Here is a 24751-nt window from a genome sequence, read left to right on the forward strand (position 1 = left end):
CAGGCGACACTGGCGCGCAATACCTTGAAATTACGCGGGCTTCACACCGTGCAGGCAGACCCAGCCGTCACGTGCACGCCACACGGTGAGTGGAATGACCGAGGCATACGCGGCGGCCACTTCTTCGGCTTGGCGCTCGAGCACGCCCGAGAGAATCAGCCGGCCGCCCGGGCGCACGCGCGCGCACAACATGGCTGCCATCAGCTTGAGCGGGTTCGACAGGATGTTGGCGACGACCAGATCGAACGTACCTTCCGGTGCGTCGTCGGGCAGAGCGAAGGTGGCTTCGACGTGGTTGCGCTCGGCGTTGTAGCGCGAGGCTTCCACCGCGTTGGGATCGATGTCGACACCGACGGTTTCACCGGCGCCCAGCTTCTTGGCGACGATGGCCAGGATGCCCGAGCCGCAGCCGTAGTCGAGCGTGCGTTCGCCAGGCTGCACGTGCTGCTCCAGCCATTCCATGCACAGGCGCGTGGTCGGGTGGCTGCCTGTGCCGAACGCGAGGCCCGGGTCCAGTTCCAGCACCACGGCATCGGGCTCTGGCGCATCGTGCCAAGACGGCACGACCCAGATGTGCTCGCCAATATGAATGGGCTCGAACTGCGACTGCGTGACGCGAACCCAGTCCTGCTCTTCGACTTCGCGCACGGTGTACGCGGGCAGCGGCGTCAGGTTGATCTCGTTGGCCGCGGCTGCCACCAGCAGTGCTGGGTCGGCATCGTCAGCGAGCAGCGCAACCACGCGCGATCGGTTCCACGCCAGGCGTGTTGGCTCGTGGCCGGGCTCGCCAAAGAGCGGCTGCTCTTCGGGCGTGTCGGCATCGGCGTCTTCCACCGAGACCGACAGTGCGCCGAGATCAAACAGGGCTTCGGACAACGCTTCGGCGTCGTCACGCGCCACTTCGAGCACGCATTCGCGGTACGTCACTTGCCGCCACCCTTGGCCACTTCCTGTTGCGCCAGACGGTGCTCCAGGTAGTGGATGTCGGTGCCGCCTTCAACGAAGTTGGCATCGAGCATCAGTTCGCGGTGCAGCGGCACGTTGGTCTGGATACCTTCCACCACCATTTCCGACAGGGCGATACGCATGCGGGCGATGGCCTGCTCGCGCGTGGCGCCGTACGTGATGACCTTGCCGATCATCGAGTCGTAGTTGGGGGGCACGAAGTAGCCGTTGTAAGCATGCGAGTCCACGCGGACGCCCGGACCACCCGGCACGTGCCACGACGTGATGCGACCCGGCGACGGCGTGAACTTGAACGGATCTTCCGCGTTGATGCGGCACTCGATGGCGTGGCCCTTGAGCACGATGTCCTTCTGGCGGAAGCGCAGCTTTTCGCCGGCCGCCACACGGATCTGCTCCTGCACGATGTCGACGCCCGTGATCATTTCCGTGACCGGATGTTCGACCTGCACGCGCGTGTTCATTTCGATGAAGTAGAACTCGCCATTTTCGTACAGGAATTCGAACGTGCCGGCGCCACGGTAGCCGATCTTCTTGCAGGCCTCGGCGCAGCGGTCACCAATACGCTCGATCAGGCGGCGCGGAATGTGCGGTGCCGGCGCTTCTTCGATCACCTTCTGGTGGCGGCGCTGCATGGAGCAATCACGCTCGCCCAGCCAGACGGCGTTGCGGTGCTGGTCGGCCAGGATCTGGATCTCCACGTGGCGCGGATGCTCCAGGAACTTCTCCATATAGACTTCCGGATTGCCGAAGGCACGGCCAGCTTCCTCGCGCGTCATGTTGACGGCGTTGATCAGCGCAGCCTCGGTGTGAACCACGCGCATGCCGCGGCCACCGCCGCCGCCAGCCGCCTTGATGATCACCGGATAGCCGACCTTCTTGGCCGTTGCCAGAATTTCCTTCGGGTCTTCCGACAGGGCGCCTTCCGAGCCCGGCACGCACGGCACGCCGGATTTGATCATCGCCTGCTTGGCCGACACCTTGTCGCCCATCAGGCGGATCGATTCGGGCGTCGGGCCGATGAAGGTGAAGCCGGATTGCTCCACACGCTCGGCAAAGTCGGCGTTTTCCGACAGGAAACCGTAGCCAGGGTGGATGGCCTGGGCATCGGTGACTTCGGCGGCCGAGATGATGGCCGGCATGTTCAGGTACGACAGCGGCGACGGTGCCGGGCCGATACACACCGCTTCGTCGGCCAGCTTGACGTATTTGGCTTCCTTGTCCGCCTCGGAATAGACCACCACGGTCTTGATGCCGAGTTCGCGGCAGGCGCGCTGGATGCGAAGAGCGATCTCGCCGCGATTCGCGATCAGGATCTTGTCGAACATCGTGTTCTCGCTACAAAAAGGAGAGGCGAGGGCGCTGTGGCTGGGCCGCGCACAGTGGCAGCCCGGGTGCGCCGGCTCGCGCTCGGATGCGGCACGCTGCGCGCCGCACGATGAGAGTCGGTGAGATGCCGGAAGATCAGCCGATCACGAACAGCGGTTGGCCGTATTCCACAGCCTGGCCGTTGTCGATCAGGATCTCCTTGATGACGCCGGCCTTGTCCGCTTCGATTTCGTTGAGCAGTTTCATCGCTTCGATGATGCAGATCGTCTGGCCTTCCTTGACGGTGTCGCCCACCTTGACGAACTCGGCCGCGCCCGGCGAGGGCGAGCGATAGAACGTACCGACCATTGGCGACGTCACGATGTGGCCAGCCGGCAGGGCCGGGGCAGCAGCTTCGGCGCCGACGGCAGCCGGAGCGGCGGCGGGTGCGCCGACGGCCGGTGCAGCCTGCATGGGCATCGGCGCATATTGCATCGGCGCCATCACTTGTGGCGCCGACTTGACGATGCGGACCTTGCCTTCGCCTTCGGTCACTTCGAGTTCCGAAATGCCCGATTCGGCTACCAGGTCGATCAGCGTTTTCAGCTTGCGCAAATCCATGAACGTTCTCCTGCAGCGTCGGCGGTCTGGGGCAGTGGATGCGCGCGAATGGCTCTTCAGCCGCGCATCGGTCAAAGGCGCTCCAGGCGCTGGCGTCGTTGCGTTGGTTAAGTAGTTGAAATAAAAGGAAGAAGACGGCTGATCAGCCGCCGTGTTGGTCAATTGCGAAGTCCAGCGCCGCCAGATAGCCGCGCCAGCCCAGTCCGCAAATCACGCCCACCGCCTGGTCTGCCAGATACGAATGATGGCGGAACGGCTCACGACGATGCACGTTGGACAGATGTACTTCGATATACGGGATCACCACGCCGGCCAGCGCGTCGCGCAGGGCCACGCTCGTGTGCGTGTAGGCGGCCGGATTGATGATGATGAATTCAATGCCTTCGCTCTTGGCGGCGTGGATGCGGTCAACCAGCGCACCTTCATGGTTCGACTGGAAGTGCGCCAGCGTCACGCCGCGCGCCGTGGCACGTTCGACCAAGGCGGCGTTGATGTCGGCAAGGGTGGTTGCACCATAGACTTCCGGCTCGCGCGTCCCCAGTAAATTGAGGTTCGGGCCGTGCAGTACGAGCACGTTGCGAAGCGCTTTGGCGATGGGTTTATCAGCCACGGTTTTGACCGGTTGAGCGAAGTTGGGCGCAATTTACAGCAACTTAGAATGCTTTGTCTAGTTTTTGTCAAAAAAGTCTTGAGAAATCGGTGTTTTCACCGATCCTGAGGGCGCTGCCTACGCTTTGGCCGCAGAAGAAGGGGAGTTGCGTGCACATGAACGTCATATGACGTTTTTGTATATTCACGTGCGCTGCAAAGCCTCGCGCAGTTCGTCCGGATGCACGCGGCCCATCTTTCGGAACGTGATTTCGCCTTGTGCATTGAGAATCACAGTGAACGGAAGGCCGCCGACTTCGTTGCCGAACTGACGGCCCAGTTCTGTCCCGCCAAAGCCCGCCACCGCGATCGGGTATGTGACGTGTACCTTGCTCAAGAACGTCTGGATATTGGATGCCGAGTCAATGCCGATGCCGACAAACTTTGCTTTGGCCTTCTGCTCCTGCGCCAGCGCGGACAGCTCTGGCATTTCTTCCACGCAAGGACCGCACCACGGTGCCCAGAAATTGATCACCACCGGCTGGCCACGAAAAGCTGCCAGATCCAGGGGCGCGCCATTGGCGTCTGGAAGCTTGCTGCCGTAGAAGGCGGTGACGGCATTGTCAGCCGGCGTTTTGGGCTCGGTGGCGCGATGTCCGAAATAGACGCCCGCCGCCGCGGCAAGCAGGCCAGCGATCAACAGGGCAATCAGAGTGGTACGGCGGGACATGGTTTTGCGGAGGTCTCTATATATAGACAGAGGCGGAGCGTGCGGGATTGTACTCCTGTCGGCCGGTCACCCCTGCGACAGTAGGGCACGCACCGCCGCCGCGTCGCCACGTTGGGTCTTGCCGGTGGCGTCTGCGCGCCGCGCGCCGCGCACATCGTTCATGTCGTATAAGGCGATGTGGACGCCGACAGGCGTGCCTGTTTCAGCGCGCAGCTCGCGCGCAAGCTCCCGGGATTCGGCCCCCGCGGGCCACTGGCCGCGCCATAGGAAGCTGAGCGTTTCCACTTCGTCGCGGCCGGCGAAGTGAGCGCTCTCTGTTGTGTCGAAATCCACGCCGGCGTTGAGCAGGAAGATCGCCACATCCTTCGGGCTGTCGCAGAAGACCTGCAGGTGGATGTCGGAGTGCTCGCTGGCGGTGCCGTTGAAGACCGCGCCCGCCAAGTACGGGTGATGGATTGCCAGCCCTTCCATCAGCAGCAGTGCGATGCGGCGCAGCAACGCCAGCACGCGCGGCTGGGATTCGGCCTGGAACAGCGCCTGGTATTCGCGGACTTCCGTTTCGACCTGTTCATTGTCCGGCAGCCATTCGCCGGGCGCGCGGGATTCCGTGCCGAGCACTTGGCGCGCAGCCTTGCGCTTGGCGGTGGCGTAGTCGGCGCCGTCTTCCGCGATCATGCGAGCGGCGGTGATGGCAATTTCCTCCCGCACGCGGGCGGGGTCGAGGGTGGGGCGTTTGGACATGGCTCTATTTTACTGAAGCGCGCGGGCCGGCCTGAAGCCGCAGGTACAATGCGGCGCAACGAAGTTGAGATGGCTCCCATGCATATCCACATCCTTGGAATCTGCGGCACCTTCATGGGCGGCATTGCCTTGATTGCCCGCCAGGCCGGTCACCGCGTCACCGGCTGCGACGCCAACGTCTACCCGCCGATGAGCACCCAGCTCGAGGCGCAAGGTATCGAGCTGATTGAGGGCTTCGACCCCGAACAGCTCTCCATCGGCGCCGATCTGTACGTCATCGGCAACGTGATCTCCCGTGGCAATCCGCTGATGGAAGCCATCCTGGATCGCAATCTGCCCTACATTTCCGGCCCGCAATGGCTGGGTGACAACGTACTGCGTCAGAAATGGGTGCTTGCCGTGGCAGGCACGCATGGCAAAACGACCACCACGTCGATGCTCGCCTGGATTCTGCAGGACGCAGGCTACAACCCTGGCTTCCTGGTGGGCGGTGTGCCGTGCAACTTCGGGCTGTCGGCGCGGCTCACGGAATCCGACTTCTTCGTCATCGAGGCCGACGAGTACGACACGGCCTTCTTCGACAAGCGCAGCAAGTTCGTCCATTACCGCCCCCGTACTGCCATATTGAATAACCTGGAGTTCGATCACGCCGACATCTTTCCCGATCTTGCGGCAATCGAAACCCAATTTCACCACTTGGTGCGCACCGTGCCCGGTCAAGGCCGCCTGCTCGTCAATAGTCGCGAAGATAGTCTGAAGCGTGTACTTGGACGCGGATGTTGGTCGGAAGTCGAGCAATTCGGCGCAGAAGGCGACCTCGGTTGGGAAATCGCGAACCTGGGTGAAGACGATAGCTTTGACGTGGTTTTCAATGGCCAACCGCAGGGTCGGGTCCGCTGGGCGCTTCAGGGCGATCACAACCGCATGAACGGGCTGGCGGCGATTGCCGCCGCTCGTCACGTCGGCGTGCCGCCTGCTCAAGCCATTGAAAGCCTGGCTCGTTTCGAAAATGTGAAACGCCGTATGGAAGTACGCGGCACCGTCAATGATGTGACCGTCTACGACGATTTTGCCCATCATCCGACTGCCATTCGCACGACGATCGAGGGACTGCGCCGTCGCGTAGGGAAGGGGCGCATTCTCGCGGTACTGGAGCCGCGTTCAAACACCATGAAGTTAGGTGTGATGAAACAGGCGCTTCCGGACAGCTTGTCTGGAGCAGATCAAGTCTTCGCTTACGGGGCAGCCGATGGCCGCGATGCAATCGGTTGGGATTTGGCTGGCGCGTTGGCACCGCTGGGGGAGCGCGCGAAGGCATTCTCTGATCTGGGCGCTCTAGTCGCAGACGTCACTGCTACAGCGCGCCCAGGCGACCATGTCCTTGTCATGAGCAACGGCGGATTCGGCGGCGTACATCAGAAGCTGCTGAACGCCTTGGCTGAACGCGTCGGTACCGCCGGCTGATCTGTATATGCCGGCATCCATCATCTATCTGCACGGATTCCGTTCGTCGCCCCGCTCGTTCAAGGCGCAGTTGTTGGCCAAGCGGATGGCTTCTGTGGGACTGGCAGATCAATACGTTTGCCCGACATTGCCTGTATCACCCAGCGCGGCGATGGCCGAAATAGAGGCGCTGATCGCTGAGTTGGGTGCGCGTGACGGCATCAAACCTGTGCTTATCGGCTCCTCGTTGGGGGGCTTTTACGCCACTTGGCTGGCTGAGCGGCATGGGCTTCGCGCGGCAATGCTCAATCCCGCTACCCGCCCAGAGCGGGATCTCGCCAAATACGTCGGCGAACAGCCGCTGTGGCATGGCGGTGGCACGATCCGCGTCGAGCCGCATCACCTGGACGAGCTGCAAGCGCTCGCCGTGTCCGCCATCACGCAACCCGAGCGCTATTACCTGCTCGCCGCGACCGGCGATGAGGTGCTCGACTACCGTGAAATGCTTGGCCACTTTCCTGGCGCGACCTCCCGCATCATCGAGGGCGGCGACCATGGCATCAGCGATTTCGCCCAGTACATGGACGAAGTGCTCGTCTTCTGCGGCGTTCCCGCCGACCTGTTGGCCGCGCATCCGTTTAGCGCCGCATGACCGATTCCCCGTCTTACCCGCGCAGCCTCTGGCGCAGCGCGTTGCCCCCGGCTGTGGTCTATGACCGGCACTGGGCGCGCTGGGCAGTCGGCGCCGACTCGCTGACTGCGCGGCTTCGTGCGGCATCGTCGCGCTTCCGCGTTCAATTACTCGGCCAGCGGCGGGCGATGCCATTGCGAGACGAGTGGCGTTGTCTCGGCATGGCCGGCCCTGCCGATACGCTGGTCCGCGAGGTTTTGCTGATCTGCGACGATATCCCGGTGGTCTATGCCCACACCATCGTGCATCCGCGCAGCGTGGCGCTTGACTGGCCGTTCCTGAAAGCGCTGGGGACGCAGCCGCTGGGGCACTCGCTGTTTGCCGATCCGCGTGTCGAGCGCGGAGACTTCGAATTCGCCTTGCTGGACGCGCGCCACCCGCTGGTGCGCCGTGCGCACGGGGCGCTGGGCGATGCGACTGTTGCCGGCACCGCCCGGTTGCCGGCCCGCAGATCGGTGTTCCGGCGTGGCGCGAGCGCGATGCTGGTGACGGAGGTTTTCCTGCCCGCGCTGGCTGGCTTCCAGCCGCCGCGGTAAGCGTATTTGGCGGGCCAGGCGTTGAGCCAGTGCGGTATCATCGCCCCCAACTTTTTATCGCCGCGTATTACGTTGTGACGTCAGGGTGCGCGGCCATTCCATCTCATTCAAAGCGATGCTCGGTCGTGCGAGTGCCGCAATCCATACAAATCCATGCAGTTGCTGTTTGAAGAAGGCGGCGAGATCCGCGCGGGCACCGTCTTGTCCCAACAGGGCGAGGCCTATCAGGTCGAGTTGCCGAGTGCCAAGCGCACCAAGGTCAAGTCGCGCGACGTGTTGCTGCAATTCGCGCAGCCGTCCGCAGGGGAGCTGTCGCAGGCCGCCCAGGCTCTGTCAGCAGAGATCGACCTGGATTTCCTCTGGGAATGCGCTTCGGCCGATGAATTCGGTTTTACCGATCTGGCCGGGGAATACTTTGGCGCTGGCGCCAATGCCACGCAGCAGGCCGCGCTGGCCATCGCGCTGCATGGCTCGCCGATCTACTTCCGCCGCAAGGGCCGCGGCCGCTACCAGCGCGCACCCGAAGATCAACTGAAAGCCGCGCTCGCGGGCCTGGAGCGCAAGAAGCAACAAGCCGCACTGCAGGCCGAATACGAAACCGAGTTGAAGGCGATGCGCCTGCCCGAGGCCTTCCGCGGGAAGACGCTGCAACTGCTGTTCAAACCGGACAAGAACAGTCTCGAATACAAGGCACTCGACGCGGCGTGCACGGCGCTGGGCCTGTCGCCGATGCGCCTGATGGTGGCGGTGGGCGGCATCGCCAACGCCCGCGCGCTGCACGAGGCGCGCTTTTTGTCGGAATGCTTCCCGAAGGGCACCGGCTTTCCCGATGTGACCGTGCCGGAACCGGCGATGGAGTTGCCGGCCGCCGACGTGCGCGCCTTCTCGATCGACGACGTGACCACCACGGAAATCGACGACGCCATCTCCGTAACCCCGATTGATGACGCCACCGTGCGCATCGGCATCCATATTGCCGCGCCGGGCTTTGGCATCCAGCGCGGCGAACCGTTGGACGTGATTGCACGCCAGCGCTTGTCGACCGTGTATTTCCCCGGCGACAAGATCACGATGCTGCCGGAGTCGGTGGTGGATCGCTACACGCTGCAGGAAGGGCGCGCGTGCCCGGCGCTGTCCCTGTATGCGACGGTCGACCGCGCCACCTGGACGGTCACCGCCAGCGAAACGCGCTGCGAATCCGTGACCGTGGCAGCCAACCTGCGCCACAACCTGCTCGACGACGTGATCACTGCCGACGCGCTGGCCGATGGCTCGGGCGACTACCCGTTCAAGGCCGAACTGGCGGTGCTGTGGCCGTTTGTGTGCGCCTTGTACGACGGTCGCCAGCAGGCACGCATCGCCAGCGGCCTGAAGCCCGAGGGCGCGCAGAAGGGCGATTATTCGTTCTACATCGATGCGATTCCGGAAGCGGAAGGCGGCGGCGAGCGCGTGCGGATCGAACAGCGCAAGCGCGGCTCGCCGCTGGACAAGATCGTTGCCGAGCTGATGATCCTGGCCAACAGCACGTGGGGCCGCATGCTGGCCGACGCCGGGGTGCCGGGCATCTATCGCACGCAGAAGGCGTGGGGCATGCACCGCACGCGCATGCAGACGTATCCGGCGCCGCATGAAGGCCTGGGCGTGGCGCAGTACGCGTGGAGCACCTCGCCTCTGCGCCGCTATGTCGATCTGGTCAACCAATGGCAGATTGCCGCGGTGGCGCAGCACGGCGTGACAGCCAAGCTGATCGCGCCGTTCAAGCCCAAAGATGCCGACCTGCTGGCTGCCGTGGCCGACTTCGAAGCCACCTACGCTGCCTATGCCGATCATCAGTCGACCATGGAGCGCTACTGGTGCCTGCGCTGGCTCAAGCAGGAACATCGCACGCGCATGCAGGCCGTGGTGCTCAAGGAAGGCGCCGTGCGCTTCGCCGATATTCCGCTGGTGACGAAGGTGCCGGAACTGGCGCAAACGCCACGCGGCACGCATGTCGTGCTCGATATCCTGGACACCGACGAGATCAGCCTGGAAGTATCGTGCCGCGTGGTCGAAATCCTTACACCCGCAACGGACGCGCAAGCTGAAGCCGAAGCCATCGAAGAGGAACTGGCCGAGGCAGAGAACGAAGCGGATGTGCCGGCTGAACCACAACCGGCGGCCGATGAGGAAGAGGCTCGCGCAGAAGCCGACGCTGCTGTGGCGCCGCCGCCGCAAGACGGCGAGAGCGGTGGAACGCCTGGCCCTGCCTAACTACAATCGCAATCTGACCTTCATTCTTCGCGCATCGACCAGGAATCGCCTCATGGCCGCCCTTGCAAACCGTCCGGACTGGTCCGGCAGCAGCACGCTCACCAAGGCACTGGTGGTGTCGCTGGCCGTGCATGTTCTGCTGCTGTTCGTGCGTGTGGTGGCCCCTGAGGCGTTCGATATCAAGCGCGAAGATCCGGGCCTGGATGTGGTGCTTGTGAACGCCAAGTCGTCGACGGCGCCGTCCAAGGCGACGGCTGTGGCCCAGGTCAACCTGAACGGCGGTGGTGAATACGACCAACAGCGCGCCACCACGCCGCTGCCCGCCGACACCAACGAGCAGACCGGCGATGCCATCAAGCTCACGCAGCGCCGCGTTGAATATCTTGAGCAAGAGCAGCGTCGCCTGCTCACGCAATCGACTGACCGCGCACCGCTGGTCAACGATCGTCAGGTCAAGCCCGGCGAGCGTCCGCAGCCATCGCCCACCAATGGCACCGACGACCGCACCACGCAAGATGAAATCGCCCGCCTGCAGGCCGAGATCGACCGCAACCTCGAAAACTACGCCAAGCGCCCGCGCCGCAATGTGCTGACGGCCGCCAGCGCGCGTCAGGTCGATTACGCCCGCTACTACGATGCCGTGCGCCGCAAGATCGAAGCGCGCGGCACCGCCAACTTTCCCAGCCAGAACGGCCGCCCGCTGTACGGCGAGTTGATCGTGGTGATCAGCATCAACCGCGAAGGCCAGCTTGGCTACAACCAGGACGGCTACAAGATCGAAGGCATCGAGATCGCCAAAAGCTCGGGCAACCCCGTGCTGGATCGGCAGGCCGTCGCAATCGTGCGTTCGTCTTCACCGTTTGGCGGCTTCCCGGCCGAGATGCGCAAGCGCGTCGACATCCAAGATGTCGTTGCCACCTTCAAGTTCACCCGAGCAGGCCTGGAAACCCACCTGCAGACCCGCTGATTTCGTCGTCCATGTCGTCGTTTCAAGAGGCCATCCTCGCAGCTGCGAGCGCGCCGCCCACAGATCGTTATGGCGTGATCGGCAACCCGATCTCGCACAGCAAGTCGCCCACCATCCACGCTGCGTTTGCGCAGCAGACCGGGCAGCTCATCCGCTACGACCGCATCTATGCGGAGCTGATCGCGTTTGACGAAACCGTGATGGCCTTCGTGCGCGAAGGCGGGCGTGGGCTCAACGTCACGGTGCCGTTCAAGCTCGATGCGTATGCCATGTCGACGTCGCTGTCGCTGCGGGCGGAATCTGCCGGCGCGGTCAACACGCTCAAGTTCGACGGCGAAGAGATCTTTGGCGACAACACCGACGGCGTCGGCCTGATGCGCGACATCACCCACAACATCGGCAACTCGTTCGAAGGCGAACGCGTGCTGCTCCTGGGCGCGGGCGGTGCGGCGCGTGGCGTGCTGCTGCCGCTGCTGGAACACAAGCCCGCGCGCGTGTTCATTGCCAACCGCACGGCCGACCGCGCCAACAAGCTGGTCGAGCGCTTCGAGGTCTCGGCCAAGCTGCACGAGGTCGAGCTCGTGGGCGGCGGTTATGACGAGCTTGCTGCGGACGACGTTTTCGACGTCGTCATCAACGCTACGGCGAGCAGCCTCCAGGCCGAAGTGCCGCCGATCCCGACCACGGTGTTTGGCCCCAACGCACTGGCCTACGACATGATGTACGGACCGCGGCCGACGGTGTTCATGGAGTTCGCCCGGCGCAACGGCGCCCGCGCATGGGACGGCTTGGGCATGCTGGTGGAGCAGGCGGCGGAATCGTTCTTCGTCTGGCGCAACGTGCGTCCGGACACCGCTCCGGTGCTGCTCGCCATGCGCGAGGGGTTGCAGGGCGAAGCCGCGGTCGCGGCTCGCGCGCCTCGCTGAACCTGGAGCGGAGTCCCGCGATGATGCGTTGGTTCGGCTACGTGATCGGCTGCTTCGTCGCGGGCGTGGTCGCGCTCAACCTGTACTTCTTTGCCGCCATCGCGAGTTGGCAGGTGTTTGATCCGTCGTCTACCAGCTTCATGCGCGCCGAGCGCATGCGCCTGTGCGGCGCCAACGTCTTTACCTGCAAGGTCGACCACCGCTGGGTCAATTACGACCAGATATCACGCAACCTCAAGCGCGCGGTCATCGCCAGTGAAGACGCAGATTTCGTCTCGCACAGCGGCTGGGAAGTCGACGCCATGCTCGACGCGTGGGAGAAAAACAAGCGGCGCGGCCACGTGGTCGCGGGTGGTTCGACCATCACGCAGCAACTGGCCAAGAACCTCTTCCTCTCAGGCGAGCGCCACTATCTGCGCAAGGGTGAAGAACTCGTCATCACGTGGATGCTTGAGTTCTGGCTCGACAAGGAACGCATTCTCGAGATCTATCTGAATTCGGTGGAATGGGGCGAAGGCGTATTCGGCGCCGAAGCGGCAGCGCAGCACTACTTCAAGCGCCCGGCCTCGCAGCTCACCGTAGGTCAGGCGGCCCGCTTGGCTGCAGCGTTGCCCGCGCCGAAGTGCTTCGACAAGAAGAGCTACTGCGCCAACGTGCACGTCAACTTCACACGCAAGGCCACCGTAATCGCCAACCGCATGGGCTCGGCCACGTTGCCGGATTGACCTGGCGTAGGGGCTACTTCAGCCAGCCCTTGCGGCGGAAGTACACCAGCGGAATCGCCGCCGACACCACCATCATCACGATCGCGTATGGGTAGCCTTCTGCCCAATCCAGCTCCGGCATCACTTTGAAGTTCATGCCGTAGATCGAGGCGATCAGTGTGGGCGGCATCAGCGCCACCGACACCACCGAGAACAGCTTGATGATCTTGTTCTGGTTGATGTTGATGAAGCCGACCGTGGCGTCCATCAGGAAGTTGACCTTGTCCGACAGGAATGCCGTGTGGTTCTCGATGGAATCGATGTCGCGCAACACCTGGCGCGCTTCGTCCTGCTGGTCAGCCGAGAGCAACTGGCTGCGCAGCAGGAACGACACCGCGCGGCGCGTATCCATCACGTTGCGGCGGATCCGGCCGTTCAAGTCTTCCACGCGGGCGATGATCTCCAGCACATCGGCGGCGGCGGCGTCGGTCACCTCATCGGCCAGCACGCGTTTGCTGGCATCTTCCAGGCGTTCATAGACTTCTTCGATGGAGTCGGCCGAGTATTCTGCGTCGGTGGCGTACAGATCCATCAGCACATCTTTGGCGTTGCGCACCGAGCCCGGGCGAAGCCGCGCACGCATGCGCACCAGCCGGAATGCGGGCAAATCCTCGTCGTGGATGGAGAAGAGCACATCCTTGGTCAAGACGAAGGCCACGCGCACGTTACGGGAGGTAGCTTCTTCGTCGAGCAGGAAATCGGTGCGGATGTGGATGTGGCCGTCCTCGCCTTCAAAGTAGCGGGCTGAGGCTTCCAGGTCTCCCAATTGCTCCAGCTCGGGCAGGACCACGCCGTAGGCTTCCTTGATCCACGCCAGCTCTTCGTCGTCGGGGTCGATCACGTCGATCCAGATCGGCTTATGCTGCAGGAGTTCGCTGCGTTCTTCGACCTGTTCCTGCGCGAGACGGCCTTTTTGCACGACGAACAGGTTGATCATGGGTGTTTCCTTGAAGCAGGCGTTGAACGGGCGGCGAAAAAATCGCGCCGAGTGTAGCGTAAAGAGGCGGCAGGTTCAGCCACAAGCGGTGGCTTGGCGCGCACGCGTGGGGCAGGCGCCACGCCCGGAAGATGCCGCCACCGGGCCGCCCGACGGGTAAAATGCAGACAAGTCACGCGGCCGGCCGGCCGCTCTCACATTCCCGACACCATGCGATTTACCGAACAACTGGCTGCCGCTTGGCAGCGCAACAACTCCCTGCTGTGCGTCGGGCTCGATCCTGATCCGTCGCGCCTGCCGGCGTCGCTGACGGGCACGGGCGGAGCGATCTTCTCGTTCTGCCGCGCCATTGTGGACGCGACCTCCGATCTGGTCTGCGCCTTCAAGCCGCAGATCGCCTACTTCGCCTCGCAGCGTGCCGAAGACCAGCTCGAGCAGCTCATCAACTACATCCACGAGGCATATCCCGGCATCCCCGTCATTCTTGATGCCAAGCGAGGCGATATCGGCTCGACTGCCGAGCACTACGCCAAGGAAGCCTTCGAGCGCTATCAGGCCGACGCCGTCACCGTCAGCCCGTACATGGGTTTCGACTCGATGCAGCCGTACCTCGCGCATGCCGACAAGGGCGTGATCGTGCTGTGTCGCACCTCGAACGCCGGCGGCAGCGACGTGCAGTTTCTGGAAACCGACGGCCGCCCTGTCTATCAGGTCGTGGCGGAACGTGCGCGCGACGTGTGGAATACCAGCGGCCAGATGGGCCTGGTGGTGGGCGCGACCTTCCCCGAAGAGATTGCCAAGGTGCGAGAAATTGTCGGCGACATGCCGCTGCTGATTCCGGGCGTGGGCGCCCAGGGCGGCGACATCGAAGCCACGGTGCGCGCAGGCCGCACGGCCGACGGCACCGGCATGATGATCAACTCGTCGCGGGCCATTCTCTACGCCAGCACCGACAGCGATTTCGCCGATGCCGCGCGCCGCGTGGCGCTAGCCACTCGGGACCAGATCAACCAGTTCCGCAACTGATCCGCCTTGTCGGTCCGGTTGCGGTGAGAGCGAGGACACCATGACCACGCATCCGCACCGCCCCGTTGCCGGTACGCACCGAGAAGAGACTGGCAAGGACCCGGACCGCAAGCTCGAGAAAGAGCGCGACGACACCCATCAGCACGAGACGACGCGCCGCGATCATGATCGCGACCGTCGCCACGAGCACGACCACGAGCACCAGCCGGAACACGATCACGGAGATCGTCGCCGGCCGGATCATCCCAGCGAGATTTAGATCACGACTCAGCCGAGTCGAGGAAGTCGAGCAGGCCACGCAGTGCGTGCTCGGCTGCCTGCAGGCGGACCTGCTTGCGATCGCCCTTGAAGTGGCGCGTTTCGACGCGCGTCTGCAGGCGGTTGCTCCAGCCGAAACACACCATGCCGACGGGCTTGTCGGGCGTGCCGCCGGTTGGGCCCGCCACACCGGTAATCGAGACGGCCACCTGTGCGCGGCTGTTGAGCACTGCACCCTCGGCCATGGCATGCGCCACGGGCTCGCTCACGGCGCCATGTTCGCGGATCAGCGCCGCCGGAACGCCCAACATCTGCGATTTCGCTTCGTTGGAATAGACGACGAAGCCGCGCTCAAACCACGCGGACGAGCCTGATACATCGGTGATGGCTGCAGACACCAGCCCACCTGTGCACGACTCGGCGGACGCCATCATCAGGCTGCGCTTGTTCAGCGTGTCAGCCACAAGTTCGGCCAGTTGGGCCAGGGCGCGGGATTCAGCCATTACAATGCCTTCGAAGCTTCTGACGTCAGACGTTAAAACGAGCGCCACAGCGCAAACACGAGCAGCGCGTAGAACGCCGCGAGAATGTCATCGACCATCACGCCATAGCCGCCGCGCACGCCAAAACCCTTGAGCGTGCGGTCGTAATAGCGGATGGGCGCGGGCTTGACCATGTCGAAGAAGCGGAACCACAGGAACGCGGCGAACTGCCCGCCCAGCGTGGTGGGCGTGACGAACGCCAGCACGAGCCAGAACGCGACCATCTCGTCCCAGACCATGGCGCCATGATCGGCCACGCCCAGATCGCGTGCGGTGCGGGCGCATGCCCAGATGCCGATCACGAAGCCAACCGCCGCGATCAGCAGCCAAGTCGGCCCCGAAATCCACCGTGCAAACACCACGTAGATCAGCCACGCGTACAGCGTACCGACCGTGCCCGGCAGGATGGGCGACAAGCCCGAGCCGAAGCCGAGCGCCAGGATGCGTGCCGGATGGCCGAACATGAAGCGCGCCGTCGGGCGCCGCACCTGCGCGGTCTGGCCCGCCTCGAGGACGACGGTTTCAGGCTGGCCCGGCGGATTGGAGGGCGGGAAGGGAGCGGAAGACATCATGAGGCGGAAGAGAAATGATCGAAACTGCCGTGCGTGAAGAGGACTGGCATGCCGTGGGCATCGACGAGCCGCAAGCCGGTTTCGGCGTCGATGCGGCCGATGCGTGTGACAGCCACACCCGCGCGCTGCCCCGCCGCGACCACGGCATCGCGCGCATCGGCAGGAGCAGTGAAGCAAAGTTCGTAGTCGTCGCCGCCGGCCAGCGTGCATTGCAGCTGGAGTGCCAGGGGCTGCGCCGCGAGCGTCGCCGAGCGCGGTACATCGTCGACCGTGATCGTCGCCCCGACGCGGGATTGTGTGAGGATGTGGCCTAGATCGCCCAACAAGCCGTCTGATATGTCGAGCGCTGCCCGGGCGACACCGCGCAATGCCAGGCCGAGTGCGACGCGCGGCGTGGGCATGTCCATGCGCGGCTGCACGTGTCCGAGTGCGTCGGGCGTAAGCGCCCATTCGTTGCGCAGGGCGCCGAGGGCCAGCCGCGCGTCGCCTACGGTGCCCGAGACCCAGAGGTCATCGCCGGGCCGGGCAGCGTCGCGGCGTAGTGCCGCAGCGGTGGGGACGTCGCCGAAGACCGTCAGGCTCAGCGTGAGCGGCCCGCGCGTGGTGTCGCCGCCGATGAGTTCACAGTGAAAGGCATCCGCCAGGGCGAACAGGCCTTCGGAAAACGGTTTAAGCCACGCAGGGTTGGCTTCGGGCAGCGCCACGGCCAACGTAAAAGCGCGCGGCTCCGCACCCATGGCGGCCAGATCCGACAGGTTGACAGCCAACGCTTTATGTCCAAGTGCGCGCGGCTCCGCATGTGGAAAAAAGTGACGGCCGGCGACCAGCATATCTGTGGAAATCGCCAACTCGTGTCCGGGGCGCGGCGCGAGGAGGGCGCAGTCGTCGCCCACGCCCAATATTGCTTTTGGCGTCGGCCGGGTGAAATAGCGCCGGATCAGGTCAAATTCGGATAAATTTGCCGCTGGATCTGCGAAGTTGTTGGAATTTGCGGGCTTGGGCACGGCGGCGGCGATGGAGAGATATGGGGCAAGCCCGATGGTGCCGTGACAGGGCGGTGGAATATTGTAGCGAATACGCATGTCACCCCCACCCAAAATCCCGTTGTGAGATCGCTTTTCACTATATAAAATGACGGGCCCAAGGAGGCGGACCGTATTCCCGTGGCGCTCGTGAGGGTATCCCGGTGGCCCGCTAGATGCGACGGCCGGCGCGCGCGCTGGCCACCCGATACGAGAGACCCATGACCACGGTGGATACCCAGCCTCAGCAGCCCGCCCGCACGGATGAAGAACTCAAGGCGCAGCAGCGCGCCGCCTTGCGCAAGGCCGCGCTGGAGTACCACGAGTTTCCGACCCCGGGCAAGATTTCCGTCACGCCGACCAAGCCGCTGTCGAACCAGCGCGACCTCGCCTTGGCATATTCGCCGGGTGTTGCCGCAGCCTGTGAAGAGATTGTCGAAGACGTCGCCAACTCGTTCCGCTACACCGCCCGCGGCAACCTCGTCGGCGTGGTGACCAACGGCACGGCCGTGCTCGGCCTGGGCGATATCGGCCCGGAAGCCTCGAAGCCTGTCATGGAAGGCAAGGCCGGCCTGTTCAAGAAGTTCGCCGGTATCGATGTGTTTGACATCGAGATCAACGAAAAAGACCCTCAAAAGCTGGTCGATATCATCGCCTCGCTGGAGCCGACCTTCGGCGGCATCAACCTGGAAGACATCAAGGCGCCGGAGTGCTTCTTCGTCGAGCGCGAACTGCGCAAGCGCATGAAGATCCCTGTCTTCCACGATGACCAGCACGGCACCGCCATCGTGGTGGGCGCTGGCATTACAAACGCGCTGAAGGTCGTCGGCAAGGACATCAAGAAGGTCAAGCTGGTGGCCTCGGGCGCGGGCGCTGCGGCGCTGGCCTGCCTTGACCTGCTGGTTGATCTGGGCCTGACGCGCGAAAACATCTGGGTGACCGACTTGGCGGGCGTCGTCTACGAAGGCCGCACCGAACTGATGGACCCGGACAAGGCGCACTTCGCACAGAAGACCGATCTGCGTACGCTGGCTGAAGTCATCGACGGCGCCGACATTTTCCTGGGCCTGTCCGCCGCTGGCGTGCTCAAGCAGGACATGGTCAAGCGCATGGCCGACAAGCCGATCATCTTCGCGCTGGCCAACCCGAACCCGGAAATCCTGCCCGAACTGGCCAAGGAAGTGCGCCCCGACGTCATCATGGGCACCGGCCGCACGGATTACCCGAACCAGGTCAACAACGTCCTGTGCTTTCCGTTCATCTTCCGCGGCGCGCTCGATGTGGGCGCGACCACCATCACGCGTGAGATGGAAGTTGCCGCCGTGCACGCCGTGGCTGAACTGGCCCGCCAGGAGCAAAGCGACATCGTTGCTTCCGCGTACGGCATCCAGGACTTGTCGTTCGGCCCCGAATATCTGATTCCGAAGCCCTTCGACCCGCGCCTGATCGTCAAGATCGCGCCGGCCGTGGCGCAGGCCGCCATGCTCTCGGGCGTGGCGCAGCGTCCGATCGAAGACATGGATGCCTACCGCCAGCATCTGCAGCAGTTCGTCTACCACTCGGGCACGCTGATGAAGCCGATCTTCTCGGCCGCCCGCAAGGTGCCGATGGAGAACAAGCGCATCGTCTTTGCCGAGGGCGAAGAAGAGCGCGTGCTGCGCGCGGTGCAGATCGTCGTGGACGAAAAGCTCGCCAGCCCGATCCTGATCGGCCGCCCGAGCGTGATCGCCCACCGCATCGAGCGTTTCGGCCTGCGTCTGCGCGAAGGCGTGGACTTCGCCGTGGTCAACCCCGAGCATGACGAGCGCTTCCGCGATTACTGGGAGACGTATTACAAGCTGATGGCGCGCAAGGGCGTGACGCCGCAGTACGCCAAGCTGGAGATGCGTCGCCGCAATACGCTGATCGGCGCCGTCATGGTCCACAAGGGCGAAGCGGACGGCATGATCTGCGGCACGATCAGCAACACGGCCGCCCACTTGCGCTACATCGACCAGATCCTGGGTGGCACGAACTGCGTGTACGCGGCCATGAACGGCCTGGTTCTGCCGGGTCGGCAGGTGTTCCTGGCGGATACGCATGTCAACGTTGACCCGACTGCCGAGGAACTCGCCGAGATCACCATCATGGCTGCTGAGGAGCTGTGCCGCTTCGGTATCAAGCCCAAGGTCGCGCTGATGTCGCACTCGAACTTCGGCTCCTCGGAAGCGCCTTCGGCCGTCAAGATGCGCGAAACGCTGGCAATCCTGCGCGAACGTGCCCCGAACCTGGAAGTGGACGGTGAGATGCACGGTGATGCCGCGCTCGACGAGAAGCTGCGTGACTCGCTGGTGCCGGATTCGCCGCTCAAAGGCGAAGCGAACCTGTTGGTCATGCCGAACATCGACGCCGCCAACATCGCTTACAACCTGCTGAAGACGGCCGCCGGCAACAACATCGCTATCGGTCCGATCCTGCTGGGTGCGAAAAAGCCGGTGCATATCCTCACGCCATCGGCTACGGTGCGACGCATCCTCAACATGACGGCCCTGACCGTCGTGGATGCCGCTGCGCAAGCGCAACGCTGATCGCGACTGCACCAAAAAGGGAGCGCACGATGCTGCGCTCCCTTTTTTTATTCACTAAGTTTGCGTGTACTTACATTTCCGCAAACTAAATAGCTATATCAAAAAACCCTTCAGACTTCCACCGTCGGTTGATTGTTGTCATTGATGAGCGTACCCTTACGGGCTGAAGGGGTGCTTCTGAGCACATGAGGTCCGAACCGGGCCGGACGGGTTTCAAAAAATGCGGTTTTCCGTACACACGTCTGACTGGCTCGCCTTATTCGGTGCGCGCAATGGGTGGTTTTTGCAGGCGGAAGGATTCCCCAAGTCTTCGGCAGTCGCCCGACTTGTCATTCCCTGCCAGGCCTCTCACGCATTGAGCCGCTTCGCTTTCAGCTGCAAACCGGCTGTCCGGATCGTTATTGGACGGCCACCTGCGCTTGTGACCTGCGCCGGGCTCCGGTCGGCGCGATTCTCCCGTTAGGGCCTGCTGATGACAAAGCGACTTGGAGCGTGGATCGGCCGCTCCGTATCTCAGGCGATGGCGCGTGGCGCGCTGATGGCAACGCTCGCGTTGTCGGTGGCCGGCCTGCCGGCCAATGCGGTTGCTCGGGACACCACCGGCATGGCTGCCGCCGTGGGAACCATTCGCCCGGTAGACCTGCCCAACGAGGCGCAGCGCACGCTGGCACTGATTGAGCAGGGCGGCCCGTTTCCGTATGCAAAAGATGGCACCACGTTCGGCAATTATGAACGGCGTTTGCCTGCACAGCGGCGTGGCTATTACCACGAGTACACCGTGAAGACGCGAGGGGCACGCAACCGTGGCGCCCGACGCATTATTTGCGGTGGCGATCAGCAAGCGGCCAACGACTGCTACTACACGGAAGATCACTACAACAGTTTTCAACGGATACAGCGATGACGACCAACATGTTTGGGCTGGACGACTCGCTCACCGCACGCGATGAGCGCGTGGCCCGCGAGGCGTGGCACAAGGCGCAAAATCTGTACGACGGTGTGGTCGGAATGCAAGCTCTGGGCGCACGCGTCGGGGGAGCGGCCAAGTTGCCTCAAAGCGCACCGCAGAACATCATGACGCAGGACAATATTCAGACGGACGACGACGGAGGCCGCGAAGACGCCATGAACCTGTTCAAGACGGTGCGTCCGAATATCGTGCAGTCGATCCGCGCGTTTCGCGTGGCGGATCTGGCCGAGTCGGCGGCCAGCCTTGGCCAGCATTTCCTGTACGCCAACTGCGCGGCCGCGACCACCAAGAGCGAAGTGCTCGACGTGATCGCACGCGAGTTCCTGTTCCCGAAGCATTTCGGCAAGAACTTCGACGCCTTGGCTGACTGCCTGACCGACATGATCTACAAGGCCGGCCCGCAGCCGGGTTTTGTCATCGTGCTCGAGGGGCTGCCGTGCCAGCCCAAGTTCGACAAGGAAGCGCGCGAAGTGCTGCTGGACGTGTTCCGCGACGCGGCAGAGTTCTGGGGCGAGCGCAAGGTTCAGTTCCGCGTGTTCTATTCGTTCGCGTGAACTGACTTTCCCGCTGATTGATCGGCGTTGGAATGAAAAAGCCCGCAAATGCGGGCTTTTTTGTTGCCGTGCGAAGGCCGACCGGCGTGTCAGCCTACCCGCTTGTTGCGGCGAATGCGGTCGAACCACACCGCCAGCAGCAGAATGCCGCCGCGAATCAGGTACTGATAGAACGTCGGCACGTTCATCAGGCTCATCGCGTTCTGCACCGACCCCATGATCAGAACGCCGACCAGCACACCGGACACGGTTGCCACCCCGCCTGTGAGCGAAACACCGCCCAGCACGCAGGCTGAGATCACGCCCAGTTCGAGCCCGACCGACGTTTTCGGATCGCCCAGGCTCATGCGCGAGGCGAGCATCACGCCCGCAAAACCGGTCACCAGGCCTTGCAGGACGAACACGGCGATCTTGATGCGCGTCACGGGCAGGCCGGCAAGCAGCGCGGCTTCTTCATTGCCGCCGACGGCGAGCACGTTCTTGCCGAACACCGTCTTCTTGAGCAGGAAACCGAACAGCGCGAAGCCGACGATATTGCTCCAGATCGGGTACGAGATGCCAAGGAGTGACCCGCCGCCCAGGTCGAAGAAGCTCTCTTCGGAAATCATCACCGCGTCGCCGTTGGAGGTGATGAAGGCGAGGCCGCGCACGACTTCCATCATGGCCAGCGTGACGATCAGCGAGTTGATCTGATAGCGCGCCACCAGCACGCCGTTGACGAGCCCGACCATGCCGCCCGCCAGCACGCCGGCCCCGACGCCAAGCACCACGCTATGGGTTGCGGTGATGAGCGTGGAGGCCACCACGCCGGCGAACGCCACGATGGAGGCGACGGAAAGGTCGACCTCGCCGAGTGCGAGGACGAACATCATCGTGACCGAGATAGAGCCGATCAAGGTGACGGAGAGCAGCAGGCCCTGGATGTTGCGGCTGCTGATGAAGCCCGGCACCGTGAACGCCAGCGCGGTGAACAGCAGGAGGAACACCACGACGATGCCCGATCGGTTGACCAGCTCCCACGTGAGGGCTGCGCGGCTGGGGATGCCCGGGGCTGCCAATGGCGGGCCGCCCGGCACGGATTCGGTGGATGGCGTTTGCATAGGATCGGTTTCCATGAGGGCGTGATTCGCGCGCTAGCGTGGCAGCGCGAGTTTGATGAGGGTGTCGGGCGAGGCGTGCTCTCTGGGCAGATCGCCGACGATGCGGCCCTGTTTCATGACGAGCACTCGGTCGGCAACGCCGATGACTTCCGCCAGATCGCTCGACACGACGATGACGGTGCGGCCCGCCTCGGCGAGGCCATAGAGCAGGCTGTAGATTTCGCTGCGGGCGCCGACGTCGATGCCGCGCGTGGGCTCGTCCATCAGGAAAACGTCGATGTCTTCGGCCAGCCAGCGCGAGAGGATCACCTTCTGCTGATTGCCGCCCGATAGCTTGCCGATGGGCGTTTCACCGTTGCGTGTCTTGATGGCGAGCTTGTCGATGAACGACTTGGTGGTCCGCGCTTCCTGCCGGTTGTTCAGCACGCTGAAGCGGCTGAAGTGGCGCCGGCAACTGATGTTCAGGTTATCCGACACCGAGGCGATCGCGACGATGCCTTCCTGCTTGCGGTCTTCCGGGCAGAGCGCGACACCCGCGCGCACCGCATCGCGCGGCGTGTTGAACTGGACGCGCTTGCCTTTGAGGTGAACCTCGCCCGCTGTGGGCTTGACCGCGCCGTAGAGAAGCTTCATCAGTTCCGAGCGCCCCGCGCCGACCAGCCCGAAGAAGCCGACGATTTCCCCAGCATGCGCGCGAAACGATGCGGGTTCGGTCAAGCCGGGTCCCATCAGGCCGCGCACGTCGACGTTCACCTCACCGAGCGGGCGTGGCTTGTAGCCATACACGTCCTGGATCGAGCGGCCGACCATGCAGCGGATCAACCGTTCGCGGTCGAGGCTCGCGCCGGCGTTGAACGTGTCGATATGCCGGCCGTCACGGAACACGGTCACGCGATCGCACAGTTCGTACACCTCTTCCATGCGATGTGTGACATAGATGACCGCGCGGCCCTCGGCCTTGAGCGCGCGAATGATGCGGAACAACTGCGTCGTCTCGCGCGAGGAGAGCGAACTCGTCGGTTCGTCGAACGCGATCACGCGCGCGTCGCGCATCAGCGCCTTGCCGATCTCGATCATCTGGCGCTGGCCGATCGACAGATGCTTGACGGGTTGGGCCGGATCGAGCTTCTCGCCCAGCCGTTCGAGTTCGCGCAGCGCACGCGCGATCAACGTCTTCTCGTCGAGCACGCCAAAGCGATTGGGTAGCGCGCCGAGCATCAGGTTTTCTGCCACCGTCAGTTCGGGTACGAGGTGCAGTTCCTGATAGATGATCGCGACGCCCGCCGCGATGGCTGCGCGGGTGTTCGTGAACTGCTGCGGCACGCCGTCGAGCGACAGCGTGCCGTCCTCCGGCTGGTTGACGCCTGACAGCACCTTGAGCAGCGTCGACTTGCCCGCGCCGTTTTCGCCCATCAGGCCGTGCACTTCGCCGCGGCGGATGTCGAGCGAGACGTGGTCGAGTGCCAGTACGCCGGGAAAGCGCACGGTGATGCCGTCGAGCTTCAGATAGGCGCCTGCGGAAGCGTCGGGCGGGCCACTCTCATCAAGTGATTGAACTGTCATCGGTTGCTCTCTGCGGATGCACGTGGGGCGCGGGACTGGCCCGCGCCGCGCGTTGCATCAAATGCCCAGTTCCTTGCGGACCTCTTGCCAATTGCCGCGCACCATCAGCTTGCCGGTGGTTTGCGTATCGGCTGGCGGCTGCTTGCCGGTCTTGATCCAATCGACAAGGTTTGCAGCGCTGTCCTTGCCGTGGTTGGTTGAGCTGACGGCAATCGTGCCGAAGAAGCCCGTCGGCTCCTTCTTCTGGAACTCGGCAAACGCCTCGCCGGCACCGTTGATGCCGACCCCGATCACATCGGCTGCCGGAATGTGCAACTGCTCGGTTGCGCGCACGCCGCCCAGCACGCTCTCTTCATTGAGCGCGAAGATGACCCACTTCTTGATGCCCGCATGCTGTGCCAGCACCGGCGACGCGGCATTGAAGCCACCGGCGTCGTCGGTTGTCTTTTGCGGCGCGTCGAAGATGTTTTCCTTCTTGAAGCCGCCGGCCAGCAGCGTCTGCGTGGCGCCGTCGGTGCGCAGCTTGGCGGTCGGCAGCTCGTAGTTGGTGATGCGCAGCGCGCCCACTTCCTCGGGCTTCCAGCCACGGCGCTTCATCTCGTCGGAGATGGCCTGGCCGACCTGGTTGCCGATCTTGAATGCCGACATGCCCAGGTGCGGTACGTTGGCCAGCGGTTTGCCGGACGAGTCGACGAGTTGATCGTCAACCGTGACGAACTTCATGTTGTAGTGCTTGGCGCGTGCCGAGATAGCCGGCCCCAGGCGCACGTCCGGCGCGCAGATGACGAAGCCCTTGGCACCTTGTGCGCCCAGGTTGTCGATGGCGGACAGCACCTTCTCGCCATCGGGCGTGCCGATGTTCACCACCGAAAAGCCGTCCTTCTGGCCAAGCGCGGTGGCAGCTTTCTGTTCGTTGATGAACCACGCCTGCTCGGGCATCTTGACCAGGAAGCCGATCTTGAGCGGCTCGTCGGCGTGGGCGGGCAGGGCGGCGGCCAGCGGCCCCAGGCACAGGGTGGCTGCCAGGGCGGATAGGGTCAGGCGGCGAAGTTTGCGTTGCATGGTTGTCTCCTCGTTGGAATGGCTCTTATGGCACTACGTGAATCGGGCGT

At 63.7% G+C, this 24751-nt stretch carries 25 protein-coding genes; 12 read left to right on the forward strand and 13 right to left on the reverse strand.

The features are described 5' to 3' along the window. Window positions 1-30 precede the first annotated feature (30 nt). The 6 genes from prmA to M1D44_RS01580 form a co-directional block, all read right to left on the reverse strand. Window positions 31-927, reverse strand: coding sequence for a 50S ribosomal protein L11 methyltransferase (gene prmA / locus M1D44_RS01555; RefSeq protein WP_024979131.1), 897 nt, complete (start codon window positions 925-927; stop codon window positions 31-33). Next, window positions 924-2291, reverse strand: a complete 1368-nt coding sequence (accC, locus tag M1D44_RS01560; RefSeq protein ID WP_024979130.1) for an acetyl-CoA carboxylase biotin carboxylase subunit — start codon at window positions 2289-2291, stop codon at window positions 924-926. The genes prmA and accC overlap by 4 nt, the downstream gene beginning before the upstream one ends. A 136-nt stretch (window positions 2292-2427) precedes the next feature. Further along, window positions 2428-2892, reverse strand: a complete 465-nt coding sequence (gene accB, locus M1D44_RS01565; RefSeq protein WP_024979129.1) for an acetyl-CoA carboxylase biotin carboxyl carrier protein — start codon at window positions 2890-2892, stop codon at window positions 2428-2430. Window positions 2893-3034: 142 nt separating this feature from the next. Further along, window positions 3035-3502: a type II 3-dehydroquinate dehydratase gene (aroQ, locus tag M1D44_RS01570; protein ID WP_024979128.1), complete on the reverse strand. Its 468-nt coding sequence runs from the start codon at window positions 3500-3502 to the stop codon at window positions 3035-3037. Between the two features lie 183 nt (window positions 3503-3685). Continuing rightward, on the reverse strand, window positions 3686-4210 hold the full coding sequence (locus M1D44_RS01575) for a TlpA family protein disulfide reductase (RefSeq protein WP_024979127.1): 525 nt from the start codon (window positions 4208-4210) through the stop codon (window positions 3686-3688). A 66-nt stretch (window positions 4211-4276) separates the two neighbouring features. Beyond that, on the reverse strand, window positions 4277-4951 hold the full coding sequence (locus M1D44_RS01580; protein WP_316854217.1) for a UDP-N-acetylmuramate--alanine ligase: 675 nt from the start codon (window positions 4949-4951) through the stop codon (window positions 4277-4279). A 78-nt stretch (window positions 4952-5029) separates the two neighbouring features. Between M1D44_RS01580 and mpl the strand changes: the two genes are divergently transcribed. From mpl to mtgA, 7 genes are all read left to right on the forward strand, one after another. Beyond that, on the forward strand, window positions 5030-6415 hold the full coding sequence (mpl, locus tag M1D44_RS01585) for a UDP-N-acetylmuramate:L-alanyl-gamma-D-glutamyl-meso-diaminopimelate ligase (protein WP_316854218.1): 1386 nt from the start codon (window positions 5030-5032) through the stop codon (window positions 6413-6415). Between the two features lie 7 nt (window positions 6416-6422). Continuing rightward, window positions 6423-7046 carry a YqiA/YcfP family alpha/beta fold hydrolase gene (locus M1D44_RS01590; protein ID WP_316854219.1) on the forward strand — a complete coding sequence of 208 codons (624 nt, stop codon included), beginning with the start codon at window positions 6423-6425 and terminating at the stop codon, window positions 7044-7046. Continuing rightward, window positions 7043-7621 carry a chorismate--pyruvate lyase family protein gene (locus M1D44_RS01595; RefSeq protein WP_316854220.1) on the forward strand — a complete coding sequence of 193 codons (579 nt, stop codon included), beginning with the start codon at window positions 7043-7045 and terminating at the stop codon, window positions 7619-7621. Before M1D44_RS01590 ends, M1D44_RS01595 begins: the two co-directional genes overlap by 4 nt. 153 nt (window positions 7622-7774) lie before the next feature. Further along, complete coding sequence (locus tag M1D44_RS01600; RefSeq protein WP_316854221.1) at window positions 7775-9871, forward strand: ribonuclease catalytic domain-containing protein; 2097 nt, start codon at window positions 7775-7777, stop codon at window positions 9869-9871. A 52-nt stretch (window positions 9872-9923) separates the two neighbouring features. Next, a complete protein-coding gene (locus M1D44_RS01605) occupies window positions 9924-10838 on the forward strand; it encodes an energy transducer TonB family protein (protein WP_024979121.1) in 915 nt (304 codons plus the stop codon). A gap of 11 nt (window positions 10839-10849) precedes the next feature. Beyond that, window positions 10850-11764, forward strand: a complete 915-nt coding sequence (gene aroE, locus M1D44_RS01610; protein ID WP_024979120.1) for a shikimate dehydrogenase — start codon at window positions 10850-10852, stop codon at window positions 11762-11764. 20 nt (window positions 11765-11784) lie between these two features. Beyond that, the gene (mtgA, locus tag M1D44_RS01615; protein WP_012436427.1) at window positions 11785-12489 is read left to right on the forward strand and encodes a monofunctional biosynthetic peptidoglycan transglycosylase; all 705 of its coding nucleotides are present in this window, start codon (window positions 11785-11787) and stop codon (window positions 12487-12489) included. 13 nt (window positions 12490-12502) lie between these two features. On the opposite strand, the gene corA is transcribed toward mtgA, so the two are convergent. Then, window positions 12503-13465: a magnesium/cobalt transporter CorA gene (corA, locus tag M1D44_RS01620; protein WP_024979119.1), complete on the reverse strand. Its 963-nt coding sequence runs from the start codon at window positions 13463-13465 to the stop codon at window positions 12503-12505. Between the two features lie 210 nt (window positions 13466-13675). On the opposite strand from corA, the gene pyrF reads away from it, so the two are divergent. Together pyrF and M1D44_RS01630 are read left to right on the forward strand one after the other, a co-directional pair. Continuing rightward, on the forward strand, window positions 13676-14491 hold the full coding sequence (pyrF, locus tag M1D44_RS01625) for an orotidine-5'-phosphate decarboxylase (RefSeq protein WP_316854222.1): 816 nt from the start codon (window positions 13676-13678) through the stop codon (window positions 14489-14491). A 40-nt stretch (window positions 14492-14531) separates the two neighbouring features. Continuing rightward, window positions 14532-14750, forward strand: a complete 219-nt coding sequence (locus M1D44_RS01630) for a metal transporter (protein WP_102066830.1) — start codon at window positions 14532-14534, stop codon at window positions 14748-14750. 1 nt (window position 14751) lies between these two features. Here M1D44_RS01630 and M1D44_RS01635 read toward each other — a convergent pair whose 3' ends face one another. The 3 genes from M1D44_RS01635 to thiL are packed head-to-tail and all read right to left on the reverse strand — an operon-like array spanning window position 14752 to window position 16945. Then, entirely contained in the window at window positions 14752-15252 is a 501-nt protein-coding gene (locus tag M1D44_RS01635; RefSeq protein WP_024979116.1) for a CinA family protein, read from the reverse strand. A 32-nt stretch (window positions 15253-15284) separates the two neighbouring features. Then, entirely contained in the window at window positions 15285-15863 is a 579-nt protein-coding gene (locus tag M1D44_RS01640) for a phosphatidylglycerophosphatase A family protein (protein WP_316854223.1), read from the reverse strand. Next, window positions 15860-16945 (reverse strand): thiamine-phosphate kinase, encoded by a 1086-nt coding sequence (gene thiL, locus M1D44_RS01645; protein WP_024979114.1) that lies wholly within the window; start codon window positions 16943-16945, stop codon window positions 15860-15862. The genes M1D44_RS01640 and thiL overlap by 4 nt, the downstream gene beginning before the upstream one ends. A gap of 161 nt (window positions 16946-17106) precedes the next feature. On the opposite strand from thiL, the gene M1D44_RS01650 reads away from it, so the two are divergent. From M1D44_RS01650 to M1D44_RS01660, 3 genes are all read left to right on the forward strand, one after another. Then, window positions 17107-19452 carry an NADP-dependent malic enzyme gene (locus M1D44_RS01650; RefSeq protein WP_112183646.1) on the forward strand — a complete coding sequence of 782 codons (2346 nt, stop codon included), beginning with the start codon at window positions 17107-17109 and terminating at the stop codon, window positions 19450-19452. A gap of 472 nt (window positions 19453-19924) precedes the next feature. Further along, on the forward strand, window positions 19925-20356 hold the full coding sequence (locus tag M1D44_RS01655; RefSeq protein WP_024979112.1) for a ribonuclease: 432 nt from the start codon (window positions 19925-19927) through the stop codon (window positions 20354-20356). After that, window positions 20353-20976: a barstar family protein gene (locus M1D44_RS01660; protein ID WP_024979111.1), complete on the forward strand. Its 624-nt coding sequence runs from the start codon at window positions 20353-20355 to the stop codon at window positions 20974-20976. Before M1D44_RS01655 ends, M1D44_RS01660 begins: the two co-directional genes overlap by 4 nt. An 89-nt stretch (window positions 20977-21065) precedes the next feature. Here M1D44_RS01660 and araH read toward each other — a convergent pair whose 3' ends face one another. Genes araH through M1D44_RS01675 form a run of 3 tightly spaced genes read right to left on the reverse strand, consistent with a single transcriptional unit; the run spans window position 21066 to window position 24701 of the window. Then, window positions 21066-22076 (reverse strand): L-arabinose ABC transporter permease AraH, encoded by a 1011-nt coding sequence (gene araH / locus M1D44_RS01665; RefSeq protein ID WP_316854224.1) that lies wholly within the window; start codon window positions 22074-22076, stop codon window positions 21066-21068. Window positions 22077-22109: 33 nt separating this feature from the next. Next, window positions 22110-23639 carry an L-arabinose ABC transporter ATP-binding protein AraG gene (gene araG / locus M1D44_RS01670; RefSeq protein WP_316854225.1) on the reverse strand — a complete coding sequence of 510 codons (1530 nt, stop codon included), beginning with the start codon at window positions 23637-23639 and terminating at the stop codon, window positions 22110-22112. Window positions 23640-23696: 57 nt separating this feature from the next. Further along, a complete protein-coding gene (locus M1D44_RS01675) occupies window positions 23697-24701 on the reverse strand; it encodes an arabinose ABC transporter substrate-binding protein (protein ID WP_316684804.1) in 1005 nt (334 codons plus the stop codon). Window positions 24702-24751: the final 50 nt, after the last annotated feature.

The organism is Ralstonia sp. SA306 (genome assembly GCF_054792405.1).

Excerpts from the sequence above, each read along its gene's own strand:
- accC (WP_024979130.1), bottom strand. The coding sequence starts at position 2,291 with ATGTTCGACAAGATCCTGATCGCGAATCGCGGCGAGATCGCTCTTCGC.
- accB (WP_024979129.1), bottom strand. The coding sequence starts at position 2,892 with ATGGATTTGCGCAAGCTGAAAACGCTGATCGACCTGGTAGCCGAATCG.
- M1D44_RS01575 (WP_024979127.1), bottom strand. The coding sequence starts at position 4,210 with ATGTCCCGCCGTACCACTCTGATTGCCCTGTTGATCGCTGGCCTGCTT.
- M1D44_RS01580 (WP_316854217.1), bottom strand. The coding sequence starts at position 4,951 with ATGTCCAAACGCCCCACCCTCGACCCCGCCCGCGTGCGGGAGGAAATT.
- mpl (WP_316854218.1), top strand. The coding sequence starts at position 5,030 with ATGCATATCCACATCCTTGGAATCTGCGGCACCTTCATGGGCGGCATT.
- M1D44_RS01590 (WP_316854219.1), top strand. The coding sequence starts at position 6,423 with ATGCCGGCATCCATCATCTATCTGCACGGATTCCGTTCGTCGCCCCGC.
- M1D44_RS01595 (WP_316854220.1), top strand. The coding sequence starts at position 7,043 with ATGACCGATTCCCCGTCTTACCCGCGCAGCCTCTGGCGCAGCGCGTTG.
- M1D44_RS01600 (WP_316854221.1), top strand. The coding sequence starts at position 7,775 with ATGCAGTTGCTGTTTGAAGAAGGCGGCGAGATCCGCGCGGGCACCGTC.
- M1D44_RS01605 (WP_024979121.1), top strand. The coding sequence starts at position 9,924 with ATGGCCGCCCTTGCAAACCGTCCGGACTGGTCCGGCAGCAGCACGCTC.
- aroE (WP_024979120.1), top strand. The coding sequence starts at position 10,850 with ATGTCGTCGTTTCAAGAGGCCATCCTCGCAGCTGCGAGCGCGCCGCCC.
- mtgA (WP_012436427.1), top strand. The coding sequence starts at position 11,785 with ATGATGCGTTGGTTCGGCTACGTGATCGGCTGCTTCGTCGCGGGCGTG.
- corA (WP_024979119.1), bottom strand. The coding sequence starts at position 13,465 with ATGATCAACCTGTTCGTCGTGCAAAAAGGCCGTCTCGCGCAGGAACAG.
- pyrF (WP_316854222.1), top strand. The coding sequence starts at position 13,676 with ATGCGATTTACCGAACAACTGGCTGCCGCTTGGCAGCGCAACAACTCC.
- M1D44_RS01630 (WP_102066830.1), top strand. The coding sequence starts at position 14,532 with ATGACCACGCATCCGCACCGCCCCGTTGCCGGTACGCACCGAGAAGAG.
- M1D44_RS01635 (WP_024979116.1), bottom strand. The coding sequence starts at position 15,252 with ATGGCTGAATCCCGCGCCCTGGCCCAACTGGCCGAACTTGTGGCTGAC.
- M1D44_RS01640 (WP_316854223.1), bottom strand. The coding sequence starts at position 15,863 with ATGATGTCTTCCGCTCCCTTCCCGCCCTCCAATCCGCCGGGCCAGCCT.
- thiL (WP_024979114.1), bottom strand. The coding sequence starts at position 16,945 with ATGCGTATTCGCTACAATATTCCACCGCCCTGTCACGGCACCATCGGG.
- M1D44_RS01650 (WP_112183646.1), top strand. The coding sequence starts at position 17,107 with ATGACCACGGTGGATACCCAGCCTCAGCAGCCCGCCCGCACGGATGAA.
- M1D44_RS01655 (WP_024979112.1), top strand. The coding sequence starts at position 19,925 with ATGACAAAGCGACTTGGAGCGTGGATCGGCCGCTCCGTATCTCAGGCG.
- M1D44_RS01660 (WP_024979111.1), top strand. The coding sequence starts at position 20,353 with ATGACGACCAACATGTTTGGGCTGGACGACTCGCTCACCGCACGCGAT.
- araH (WP_316854224.1), bottom strand. The coding sequence starts at position 22,076 with ATGCAAACGCCATCCACCGAATCCGTGCCGGGCGGCCCGCCATTGGCA.
- araG (WP_316854225.1), bottom strand. The coding sequence starts at position 23,639 with ATGACAGTTCAATCACTTGATGAGAGTGGCCCGCCCGACGCTTCCGCA.
- M1D44_RS01675 (WP_316684804.1), bottom strand. The coding sequence starts at position 24,701 with ATGCAACGCAAACTTCGCCGCCTGACCCTATCCGCCCTGGCAGCCACC.